The 12,167-nt window shown below is 63.7% G+C and carries 6 protein-coding genes; 5 read left to right on the top strand and 1 reads right to left on the bottom strand.

Features of this window, described 5'->3' with window-relative positions; translation table 11 throughout:
• Nucleotides 1-9 precede the first annotated feature (9 nt).
• Nucleotides 10-2,943 (bottom strand): bifunctional [glutamate--ammonia ligase]-adenylyl-L-tyrosine phosphorylase/[glutamate--ammonia-ligase] adenylyltransferase, encoded by a 2,934-nt coding sequence (gene glnE, locus LJX93_RS01710; protein WP_033703118.1) that lies wholly within the window; start codon nucleotides 2,941-2,943, stop codon nucleotides 10-12.
• Nucleotides 2,944-3,326: 383 nt separating this feature from the next.
• On the opposite strand from glnE, the gene aceE reads away from it, so the two are divergent.
• The 5 genes from aceE to LJX93_RS01685 all read left to right on the top strand — a co-directional run bounded on the left by aceE (nucleotide 3,327) and on the right by LJX93_RS01685 (nucleotide 12,030).
• Complete coding sequence (aceE, locus tag LJX93_RS01705; protein ID WP_033703119.1) at nucleotides 3,327-5,972, top strand: pyruvate dehydrogenase (acetyl-transferring), homodimeric type; 2,646 nt, start codon at nucleotides 3,327-3,329, stop codon at nucleotides 5,970-5,972.
• Nucleotides 5,973-5,985: 13 nt separating this feature from the next.
• Nucleotides 5,986-7,626, top strand: coding sequence for a dihydrolipoyllysine-residue acetyltransferase (aceF, locus tag LJX93_RS01700; protein WP_162525116.1), 1,641 nt, complete (start codon nucleotides 5,986-5,988; stop codon nucleotides 7,624-7,626).
• 314 nt (nucleotides 7,627-7,940) lie between these two features.
• Nucleotides 7,941-10,631 (top strand): EAL domain-containing protein, encoded by a 2,691-nt coding sequence (locus LJX93_RS01695; protein ID WP_033703122.1) that lies wholly within the window; start codon nucleotides 7,941-7,943, stop codon nucleotides 10,629-10,631.
• A gap of 103 nt (nucleotides 10,632-10,734) precedes the next feature.
• Nucleotides 10,735-11,403, top strand: coding sequence for a peptide-methionine (S)-S-oxide reductase MsrA (gene msrA / locus LJX93_RS01690; protein WP_033703123.1), 669 nt, complete (start codon nucleotides 10,735-10,737; stop codon nucleotides 11,401-11,403).
• A gap of 3 nt (nucleotides 11,404-11,406) precedes the next feature.
• Complete coding sequence (locus LJX93_RS01685) at nucleotides 11,407-12,030, top strand: glutathione S-transferase (RefSeq protein ID WP_033703124.1); 624 nt, start codon at nucleotides 11,407-11,409, stop codon at nucleotides 12,028-12,030.
• Nucleotides 12,031-12,167 lie beyond the last annotated feature (137 nt).

Here is a 12,167-nt window from a genome sequence, read left to right as displayed (position 1 = left end):
CCGGCAATCTCAACTCAGCCCAAGCTCGCCCCAGATGCGCCGTACCTCACGACGCTCATCGGCAAACTGCGCCGCATCGATCACCCCGGCCTGCTTCTGCAAGGCCTGGCGGTGGGAGGCAGAACGGAACGCCTTGTACACCTCGCGCAACAGCACCGCGTCACTGGCCGGCATCAAGCCCGCCTGCTCCAGCTCTTCCAGAATGCGGATGTTATCGGTCCATCGAAGTATGGCCGGATGGTCAAAAGACCAGGCCAAAGCGGCGTATTGCACCATAAATTCGATATCGACGATACCGCCGGCATCCTGCTTGATATCGAACGCAACCCCGGCATCGAACGCATTCGCCGCCGTGCCGGCGGCGGTAGCCTTGGTACCGAGATTGCCGCGCATCTTGGCGCGCATTTCACTGACTTCGGTGCGCAATTTCTCAAGGTCACGTGCCTGCCCCAACACCTTGGCGCGTACGCCTTCGAACGCTGCGCCCACCTGCTTGCAGCCGACCAGCACGCGGGCCCGCACCAGGGCCTGGTGCTCCCAGGTCCAGGCTTCGTTCTGCTGATAGCGCTCGAAGGCACCGAGCGAACTCACCAGCAGCCCCGAAGCGCCGGACGGGCGCAGGCGCATGTCCACGTCGTAGAGCTGCCCGGAGTTGGTCTGGGTGGTCAGCAGGTGGATGATGCGCTGGCCCAGGCGGGTGAAAAACTGCGCGCTGTCGATGGGCTTGTCGCCATCGGTTTCGGCCTGCGGGTCACCGTCGTGGATGAACACCAGGTCCAGGTCCGAGCCATGGCCCAGCTCCAGGCCACCGACCTTGCCGTAGCCAATGATGATGAAACCCGGGTCGCACAGGCTGCCATCACTGCGCTTGGGCTGGCCGTGGCGGGCCACGGTCTGGCGCCAGGCCAGCGCCAGCACCTGGTCAAGGATGGCTTCGGCCAGCCAGGTCAGGTAGTCGCTGACTTTCATCAACGGCAGGTTGCCGCTGATTTCCGAGGCGGCCACACGCAAGCTGTGGGCCAGCTTGAAGTGGCGCAGCGCCTCCATCTGCTGCTCCAGGTCGTCCTCGGGGATGCGCGTCAAACGCTCGCGCAGTTCGCTGGCCAGCTCCGGCGCCAGTGGCGGGCTGAACAGCCGGCCTTCGTTGAGCAGTTCGTCGAGCAGCAACGGGTAGCGGGCAATCTGTTCGGCGATCCACGGGCTGGCCGCGCACAGGGTCAACAGCCGGCGCAGGGCCCCCGGGTTTTCGGTGAGCAGCACCAAGTAGGCCGAACGCCGCGCGACCGCCTCGACCAGCGGCAGCACCCGCTCAAGCACCAGATCAGGGTCTTGATGCTCGACGGCCTGGGCCAGCAGCCGTGGGATGAAGGCATCCAGGCGCTCGCGGCCAATGCGCTGCATCGACCGCAGCTGCGGGCTGGAGCGCAACCCGGCCAGGCGGCGCAAGGCATCGGCAGGCTGCTTGAAGCCGGCTTCTTCGAGCTGCCGGCAGGCGGCGTCTTCATCCTGCGCCTGCTCCCACAGCGGCGACCACTCGCCACCCACCACCAGCTCACCCTCGCCGTCTTCGTCATCCGGGTCGGCGATCACCTGGCGGAAGTGCCAGTCGACACGGCCACGCCATTGCATCAACTGGTCATGGAAGCCCTGCCAGTCGGCGAAGCCCAGGATATAGGCCACACGCGCCTGGTCTGTCTCGCTGTCTGGCAGCATCTGGGTCTGGCGGTCGGCGATGGCCTGGATGGCGTGCTCGGTATAGCGCAGGAACTCGTAGCCTTCGCGCAGTTCGGCCACCACCGCAGGCGGCAGGTAACCTTGGCCTTCGAGGGTCGCCAGCACCTTGAGCAAGGGCCGTTGCTGCAGGCTCAGGTCACGCCCGCCGTGGATCAGTTGGAAGGCCTGGGCGATGAATTCCACCTCGCGGATGCCGCCGGCACCCAGCTTGATGTTCTCGGACATGCCCTTGCGCCGCACCTCCTGCTGGATCAACTGCTTCATGGTGCGCAGGGCCTCGATGGCCGAGAAGTCCAGGTAACGGCGATAGACGAACGGGCGCAGCATCTCTTGCAACTGGGCGCCTGCCACCTGGTCACCGGCCACTACCCGGGCCTTGATCATGGCGTAGCGTTCCCAGTCACGGCCCTGGTCCTGGTAGTACTGTTCCAGGGCATTGAAGCTCAGTACCAGCGAACCAGCTGAACCGTAGGGGCGCAGGCGCATGTCGACGCGGAACACGAAACCGTCGACGGTGACCGGGTCCAGGGCCTTGATCAGGCGCTGGCCCAGGCGGGTGAAGAACTCCTGGTTGTCCAACGAGCGCTTGACCCCTTCGGTCTCGCCGCCCTCGGGGAAGGCGAAGATCAGGTCGATGTCCGACGACAGGTTCAGCTCTACCGCCCCCAGCTTGCCCATGCCCAGCACCACCATGTGCTGCGGCTGGCCGCTGCGGTGGCCGATGGGCGTGCCGAACTGCTGGCAATGGCGTGGGTACAGCCATTGATAGGCTTCGTCGATGGCGGCGTCGGCAAGGTCGGAGAGGTCGCGGCAGGTTTCACCCAGTTCGGCCTGGCGGGTGATGTCGCGCCAGATGATGCGCACCTGCTGACGGTTGCGCTCGCGGCGCAGGTTACGCGCAAGCGCGTCTTCGCTTTGCGCGGCCTGGGCCACGGCAGCGACCTGCGCGCGCAATTCACCGGGCGCATAGCGCCGCTCGAGCTCCCCACTGGCCATCAGCGCAAACAGCATGGCCGGCTCGCGCTGGGCCTGGCCGAGGACGAAGTCGCTGGCGGCGGCAACCTGGTCGAACTGTTGCCGATGGGCCGGGCTCCAAGCGTTCAGGTCGAGTTCGGGGTGGCCAGCCACGGCATCGCTGAGGAACTGCTGATTACGAGCGACCAGCGGTTGCAGGGTGGCGGGCAGATCGAGCGGCAAAGGCAGGCGCATGGACTATCCTTGATCGGCGTGAAAGAGAGGGGTAAAGGCGGCCAAATGGAAGGCGGACCACGGTTGGACTGTCATACAAAAGTTGGAAATAGCTAAAAAAAACGAATCACTGGCAAAAAACATCAAGAATCACCCGTTCGCGACACACCGCCAACCAACATGAACGTTTTTCCCCACAAGCAGGGGTGCGACCAAAAGCCGCATTTCTGTAGTTTTACTACTACCCCGACTGTCTAAAAGCATGAAATGCGAATGCATTTGTAGTAAAACTACACGGCGCCGGATCACACTCCGGTAATCCAAGAATTCACGACGTCTGCCCATAAGGCCAGTCGCAAACTCAGGCAATCGATTCTGGTTGCCTTTCCGCCCTGGAGCAAGCCATGCAAGACCTCGATCCAATCGAAACCCAGGAATGGCTGGATGCCCTGGAGTCGGTCCTCGACAAAGAAGGCGAAGACCGCGCTCATTACCTGATGACCCGTATGGGCGAGCTGGCCACCCGTAGTGGCTCCCAGCTGCCGTATGCGATCACCACGCCATACCGCAACACCATCCCTGTCACCCACGAAGCACGCATGCCTGGCGACCTGTTCATGGAACGCCGCATTCGCTCGTTGGTGCGTTGGAACGCTCTGGCCATGGTCATGCGCACCAACCTGAAAGACTCGGACCTGGGCGGGCACATCTCCAGCTTCGCCTCCAGTGCCACCCTGTACGACATCGGCTTCAACTACTTCTTCCAGGCCCCGACCGAAGAACACGGCGGCGACCTGGTGTTCTTCCAGGGCCACGCTTCGCCAGGCGTCTACGCCCGTGCCTTCATGGAAGGGCGCATCAGCGAAGACCAGATGAACAACTTCCGTCAGGAAGTGGACGGCAAAGGCCTGTCTTCGTACCCGCACCCTTGGCTGATGCCTGACTTCTGGCAGTTCCCGACCGTTTCGATGGGCCTGGGCCCGATCCAGGCGATCTACCAGGCACGCTTCATGAAGTACCTGGAAGCCCGTGGCTTCATCCCGGCCGGCAAGCAGAAGGTCTGGTGCTTCATGGGCGACGGCGAGTGCGACGAGCCGGAATCCCTGGGCGCGATTGCCCTGGCTGGCCGCGAGAAGCTGGACAACCTGATCTTTGTCATCAACTGCAACCTGCAGCGCCTCGACGGCCCGGTTCGCGGCAACGGCAAGATCATCCAGGAACTCGAAGGCGTGTTCCGTGGCGGTGGCTGGAACGTCAACAAAGTCGTCTGGGGCCGTTTCTGGGACCCACTGCTGGCCAAGGACACCAACGGTGCCCTGCAGCGCCGCATGGACGAAGTCATCGATGGCGAGTACCAGAACTACAAAGCCAAAGACGGCGCCTACGTGCGTGAGAACTTCTTCAACACCCCAGAGCTCAAGGCCATGGTCGAAGACCTGTCCGACGAAGAGATCTGGAAGCTCAACCGTGGCGGCCACGACCCGTACAAGGTCTACGCGGCTTACCACCAGGCGGTGAACCACAAAGAGCAGCCGACTGTCATCCTGGCCAAGACCATCAAGGGTTACGGCACCGGTGCAGGCGAAGCCAAGAACACCGCGCACAACACCAAGAAGGTCGACGTCGACAGCCTGCGTCACTTCCGTGACCGCTTCGACATCCCGGTCAAGGATGCCGACCTCGAGAACCTGCCGTTCTTCAAGCCGGAAGAAGGTTCTGCCGAAGCCAAGTACCTGGCCGAGCGCCGCGCTGCCCTGGGTGGCTTCGTACCTCAGCGCCGCGCCAAGAGCTTCAGCGTACCGACCCCATCCCTGGAAACGCTGAAAGCGATCCTGGACGGCTCGGGCGACCGTGAAATTTCCACCACCATGGCCTTCGTGCGCATCCTGGCGCAGCTGGTCAAGGACAAGGAAATCGGCCAGCGCATCGTCCCGATCATCCCGGACGAAGCCCGTACCTTCGGTATGGAAGGCATGTTCCGCCAGTTGGGCATCTACTCGTCGGTCGGCCAGCTCTACGAGCCAGTCGATAAAGACCAGGTGATGTTCTACCGCGAAGACAAGAAGGGCCAGATCCTCGAGGAAGGCATCAACGAAGCCGGCGCCATGTCGTCGTTCATCGCTGCCGGTACCTCGTACAGCTGCCACAACCAGCCGATGCTGCCGTTCTACATCTTCTATTCGATGTTCGGCTTCCAGCGTATCGGCGACCTGGCCTGGGCCGCTGGCGACAGCCGCACCCGTGGCTTCCTGATCGGCGGTACCGCCGGCCGTACCACCCTCAACGGTGAAGGCCTGCAGCACGAAGACGGTCACAGCCACATGATGGCGGGCACCATCCCGAACTGCCGCACCTATGATCCGACCTACGGCTACGAGCTGGCGGTGATCATCCAGGACGGCATGAAGAAGATGACCGAAGAGCAACAGGACATCTTCTACTACATCACCGTGATGAACGAATCCTACCAGCAGCCAGCCATGCCGGCCGGTGTCGAGGAAGGCATCATCAAGGGCATGTACCTGCTCGAAGAAGACACCCGCGAAGCCGCGCACCACGTTCAGCTGATGGGCTCCGGCACCATCCTGCGCGAAGTCCGCGAAGCGGCGAAGATCCTGCGTGAAGAGTTCAACGTCGGTGCCGACGTGTGGAGCGTCACCAGCTTCAACGAACTGCGTCGTGACGGCCTGGCCGTGGAACGCGCCAACCGCCTCAAGCCTGGCCAGAAGCCTCAGCTGACTTACGTCGAAGAGTGCCTGAACGGTCGCAAAGGCCCGGTCATCGCCTCCACCGACTACATGAAGCTGTTCGCCGAACAGATTCGCCAGTGGGTGCCGAGCAAAGAGTTCAAAGTCCTGGGTACCGATGGTTACGGTCGCAGCGACAGCCGCAAGAAGCTGCGTCACTTCTTCGAAGTCGACCGTCACTTCGTGGTGCTGGCTGCCCTGGAAGCCTTGGCTGACCGTGGCGAGATCGAACCGAAAGTGGTGGCTGACGCTATCGTCAAGTTCGGCATCGATCCGGACAAGCGCAACCCACTGGACTGCTGAGGAGTATTTTTAAGTGAGCGAACTCATTCGCGTACCTGACATCGGCAGCGGTGAAGGTGAAATCATCGAGCTGTTCGTCAAGGTCGGTGACCGTATCGAGGCTGACCAGAGCCTGCTGACCCTGGAGTCCGACAAGGCCTCCATGGAGATCCCGGCCCCCAAGGCCGGCATCGTCAAAGAGCTGAAGGTCAAGCTGGGCGATCGCCTGAAAGAGGGCGACGAGTTGCTGGTTCTGGAAGCCGAGGGCGCTGCTGCGTCCGAGGCCCCAGCCGCCGCACCTGCCCCTGCCGCTGCGCCGGCTGCCGCTGAAAAGCCGGCTGCCGAAGCGGCCCCTGCGCCGGCTGCAGCCCCTGCTGCTGCCAGCGTGCAGGACATCCACGTGCCGGACATCGGTTCGTCGGGCAAGGCCAAGATCATCGAAGTGCTGGTCAAGGTCGGCGACACCGTCGAAGCCGACCAGTCGCTGATTACCCTGGAGTCCGACAAGGCCTCCATGGAAATCCCTTCGCCCGCCGCTGGCGTGGTCAAGGAAGTGATCGCCAAGCTGGACGACGAAGTCGGCACCGGTGACCTGATCATCAAACTGGAAGTCGCGGGCGCCGCCCCGGCTGCTGCGCCAGCGCCTGCCGCTGCTGCACCGGCCAAGGCTGAGGCGGCTCCGGCCGCCGCACCGGCTGCCGCTGCCCCCGCTGCTGCCCCTGCACCGGTCGCTACCGCACCGGCTGCCGGCAACAACGCCAAGGTTCATGCAGGCCCCGCTGTTCGCCAGCTGGCCCGTGAGTTCGGTGTCGAGCTGGGCGCGGTTGCCGCGACCGGCCCGCACGGCCGTATCCTGAAAGAAGACGTGCAGGTTTACGTCAAGGCGATGATGCAGAAGGCCAAAGAAGCACCGGCAGCTGCCGGCGCGACTGGCGGCGCTGGCATCCCGCCGATCCCTGCCGTGGACTTCAGCAAGTTCGGCGAAGTGGAAGAAGTGGCCCTGACCCGCCTGATGCAGGTCGGTGCCGCCAACCTGCACCGCAGCTGGCTGAACGTGCCGCACGTCACCCAGTTCGACTCTGCCGACATCACCGAGCTGGAAGCCTTCCGCGTTGCGCAGAAGGCCGTGGCCGAGAAGGCTGGCGTCAAGCTGACCGTGCTGCCACTGCTGCTCAAGGCCTGCGCCTTCCTGCTCAAGGAACTGCCGGACTTCAACAGCTCGCTGGCACCAAGCGGCAAGGCCATCATCCGCAAGAAGTACGTGAACATCGGCTTTGCCGTGGACACCCCGGACGGCCTGCTGGTCCCTGTGATCAAGAACGTCGACCAGAAAAACCTGCTGCAACTGGCTGCCGAAGCCGCTGCACTGGCCGAGAAGGCGCGCACCAAAAAGCTGTCGGCCGACGACATGCAAGGCGCCTGCTTCACCATCTCCAGCCTCGGCCACATTGGCGGCACCGGCTTCACGCCGATCGTCAATGCGCCAGAGGTGGCGATCCTCGGTGTGTCCAAGGCAACCATGCAGCCGGTGTGGGATGGCAAAGCCTTCCAGCCGAAGCTGATGCTGCCGCTGTCGCTGTCCTACGATCACCGTGTGATCAACGGCGCTGCCGCCGCGCGCTTCACCAAGCGCCTGGGCGACGTGCTGGCGGATATCCGCACCCTGCTGCTGTAAGGCGGCAAGCTGCCCCTCGCAAGAGGGGCAGTACCCTTTTCGAGCTGCCACGCTCGTACCTCAACCCCGTCATTTGGCGGGGCTTTTTTTTGTCCGCCGATAGGGTTGTGGCGCCTGTGAGATCGAGCGCCGCCCGCGCGGCGCTCGATCTCCCAGACGCCAAAATTCTCAAGGCGAACTAACATTTCCGGCCAAACAGCCGATAACCCGTACACAGCATCACGCATGGCCGCTTGCCAGCCCTCGGGACATGATGCAACCTTGCCAGATACGCCGCCGCCCAGGCCGTGTCACCCTCTTCAAGCGAGTCTTCGATGAAAAGCCAACCCGATGCCGCCAGCCGTGTGGCGGCCGAGGTCGTCACGCAGCTACCCGTGCCCTCGCGGCTCGGCATGCTGCGTTTCGAAAGGCTCAACGAAGCCACCTGGGCAATGCTCTACCTCGACCCTGCCTGCGAGCGCCAGTTCGGCCTGCAGGCCGGCGAACTCTGTGCCCTCGTCGATGCGCCCTATGCCAGCCTGATGGAGCCCGAGGCCCGCTACAGGTTGCACGATGAAATCCAGTCGCAACTGGCCCGGCGCGGCTATTACCGGGTGCGCTACACCTTGCATGGCCCTGGTGCATCGCTGCGCCTGGTGGAAGCCGGCGAGGCCTACAGGCAGCACAATCGCCAACTGCTGCGCGGCTACCTGAGCGTGCTCGACGACCCGCCCGACGACGCCAACGACGCAGACCCCAGCGAGCTGGAGTCACGCAACACCCGCCTGCAGCTGGCCCTGCAACTCAACCAGCGCGCACAGCAAGAACAGCTTGAACACCTGGAGCGGGTGCGTGGCCAGCAAGACCTCATCCTGCGCCTGGCCCGCCAGCGCTACAGTGCCGGGAACTCGCTGCTCGAAGCTGCCGAGCTGATCACCCAGAGCGCCTGCGAAATCTACAAGGTCGACAGCGCCAGCATCTGGCACCTGGAAGACCAGCGCCTGGAGCCGATCAGCGCCTGGTATCGCCACGAGCAGCAACACCGCCTGCCCGAAGCCATCGATGCCAGCCGCTTTCCCGACTACCTCGACGCCCTGCACGCCAGCCGCGCCATCGACGCCCACAACGCTAGCCACGACCCGCGCACCCGCGCCCTGACGCAAAGCCTGCGCCCCGACAACAAAGCCATGCTCGATGCCAGCGTGCGCGTCGATGGCCAGGTCATCGGCGTGTTGTGCCTGGAGCAGAGCGGCCAGCCGCGGGCCTGGCAGTCTGACGAAATCGCCTTTGCCGGTGAGCTGGCCGACCAGTTCGCCCAGGTCATCACCAACCACAACCGGCGCACGGCAGCCAGTGCCCTGCACCTGTTCCAGCGCGCCGTAGAGCAAAGCGCCAGCGCCTTTTTGCTGGTCAACCGCGATGGCGTGGTGGAGTACGTCAACCCAAGCTTCACCGCGATCACCCAATACAGCACCGACGAAGTCCAGGGCCGCCAACTGGCCGAACTGCCCGCCCTGGAAAACCTCAGCGAGCTGCTGTTCGATTCGCCGTCGAGCCTGGCCATGGGCAACAGTTGGCAGGGCGAATTCAAGAGCCGGCGTAAGAACCTCGAGCCCTACTGGGGCCAGCTGTCGATTTCCAAGGTGTATGGCGACAACCGCGAGCTGACCCACTACATCGGCATCTACGAAGATGTCACCCAGACCAAGCTGGCCCAGCAACGCATCGAACGCCTGGCCTACACCGACAACCTGACCAACCTGGGCAACCGCCCGGCCTTCATCCGCAGCCTCGACGAGCGCTTTGCCCGCAACGACGAGCATTCCATGTGCCTGCTGCTGGTGGACATCGACAACTTCAAGCGCATCAACGACAGCCTCGGCCACCAGACCGGTGACAAGCTGCTGGTCAGCCTCGCCCGCCGGTTGCGCAACAGCCTCAGCGCCGGCGGCATCCTGGCGCGCTTTGCCAGCAACGAGTTTGCCGTGCTGCTCGACGACACCCACCTGGAAGATGGCCAGGGCGTCGCCCAGCAATTGCTGCGCACCCTCGACAAACCGATGTTCGTCGACAACCAGCTGATCAACGTCACCGCCTCGGTGGGCCTGGCCTGCGCGCCGCTGCATGGCATCGACCCGGCGAGCCTGATGAAAAACGCAGGCCTGGCCCTGCACAAGGCCAAAGCCAACGGCAAGCACCAGGTGCAGGTGTTTACCGAAGTGCTCAATGCCGAGGCCAGTTACAAGCTGTTCGTCGAGAACAACCTGCGCCGCGCCCTGACCCAGAACGAGCTGGAGGTGTTCTACCAGCCCAAGCTGTGCCTGCGCAGCGGCCGCCTGCTGGGGCTGGAGGCACTGCTGCGCTGGAACCACCCCGAGCGCGGCATGATCCGCCCGGACCAGTTCATCAGCGTGGCCGAGGAAACCGGCCTGATCATCCCCATCGGCAAGTGGGTGGTGCGCCAGGCGTGCCGCATGAGCCAACAGCTGCGCGAGGCCGGCATGGGCAACCTGCACGTGGCCATCAACCTGTCGCCCAAGCAGTTTTCCGACCCTGACCTGGTGGCGTCGATCAGCTCGATCATCAAGGAGGAGGCCCTGCCCCCGCACCTGCTGGAGCTGGAGCTGACCGAAGGCCTGCTGCTGGAAGCGACCGAAGACACCCACCGCCAGCTCGACGAGCTCAAGGCCCTGGGCCTGACTTTGGCCATGGACGACTTCGGCACGGGCTATTCGTCGTTGAGCTACCTGAAGAAGTTTCCGATCGACATCATCAAGATCGACCGCAGCTTCATCAACGAAATCCCCGACAACCAGGACGACATGGAGATCACCTCGGCGGTGGTGGCCATGGCCCATAACCTCAAGCTCAAGGTGGTGGCCGAGGGCATTGAGACCCCGGCGCAATTGGCGTTTCTGCGCCGGCACCGCTGCGATGTGGGCCAGGGCTATCTGTTCGATCGGCCGATTCCGGGGCGTGAGCTGGCCGAGAAACTCAAGCGCTATCCGCGCGGCCCGGTGGCCTGACAGCAGCGCCAACCTCGTGCACTATAGAGTCCATTCGGGCCCTTTCCCGGCCCACACTTATCTATCTGACAAACAGATATCTGAAAAAAAAAGAGGAACGGCCATGGTCCTGCGTTCGGAAATCCTGGTGAACAAAAACGTCATGCCAACTGCGGAGCAGGCGCTGCCTGGCCGCGAAACCCCAATGTCCCTGCCCGAGTTCCACTATGTGTTCGAGGGCACGCCCCTGCTCGGCCCGTTCTTCGAAGGTGACATCGACTTCGCCATCTTCGGCCTGGGCTGCTTCTGGGGCGCCGAGCGCCGCTTCTGGCAGCGTGAAGGCGTGGTCAGCACCGTGGTCGGCTATGCCGGCGGCTTCACCCCCAACCCCACCTACGAAGAGGTCTGCTCGGGCCTGACCGGCCACACCGAAGTGGTGCTGGTGGTGTTCGACAAGAACAAGCTCAGCTACCGCGAGTTGCTGGCGATGTTCTGGGAACTGCACAACCCGACACAGGGCATGCGTCAGGGCAACGATGTCGGCACCCAGTACCGCTCGGCCATCTACTGCACCTCGCCGCAGCAGCTCGACGAAGCCAAGGCCAGCCGCAACGCCTTCCAGGCCGAGCTGAACAAGGCCGGTTTCGGCGAGATCACCACCGAGATCGACCAAGCGCCAACCGTGTACTTCGCCGAGGCCTACCACCAGCAGTACCTGGCCAAGAACCCGGGCGGCTACTGCGGTATCGGCGGTACCGGCGTGTGCCTGCCGCCCAGCCTGCAAGGCAACTGAACCATGGCCACGATGACGCTGTTCCACTCGCCGCTGTCGCCCTTCGTGCGCAAGGTCATGGTGGTGCTGCACGAGACCGGCCAGCTTGACCGCGTCACCCTGCAACCGGTGAACATCAGCCCGGTGAGCGGCGACGTGCAACTCAACCAGGGCAACCCGATCGGCAAGATCCCGGCCCTGCGCCTGGACGACGGCACGGTGCTGCACGACAGCCGGGTGATCTGCGAGTACCTGGACCTGCAGCATGTGGGCATGCCGTTGCTGCCGCGTGAAGGCTCGGCGCGCTGGCGGCGCATGACGCTGGTGTCGCAGGCCGATGCGATCATGGATGCGGCGGTGTCGTCGCGCTATGAGAGCTTCCTACGGCCTGAAGGCAAGCGCTGGGACGGCTGGCTTGAAGCGCAGGGCGAGAAGATCCGCCGCAGCCTGGCCAACCTGGAGCAGGAGCACCTCGCGGAGCTGATCTCGGGCTTTGATCTGGCGGCAATCGGTGTGGCGTGCGCACTGGGATACCTGGATTTGCGTCAGCCTGATTTTGGCTGGCGTGAGCGCCAGCCTGGGTTGGCGGCGTGGTATGCCGAGGTGGCCAAGCGGCCTTCGATGGTCGCCACAGCACCGACAGCCTGACAGGGCCATTCGCGGGGCAAGCCCGCTCCCCCAGGTCCTTCACAGACCTTGAATACTGTGGGGGTCCTGTGGGAGCGGGCTTGCCCCGCGAATGGGCTGCAAAGCAGCCCCAAGCCTTACTTGGGTATCACAGGAAA

Origin of the sequence: Pseudomonas sp. HN2-3 (genome assembly GCF_020691745.1) — a bacterium.
Taxonomy (GTDB): domain Bacteria; phylum Pseudomonadota; class Gammaproteobacteria; order Pseudomonadales; family Pseudomonadaceae; genus Aquipseudomonas; species Aquipseudomonas capeferrum.
This window is presented reverse-complemented; position numbering and strand designations above follow the sequence as displayed.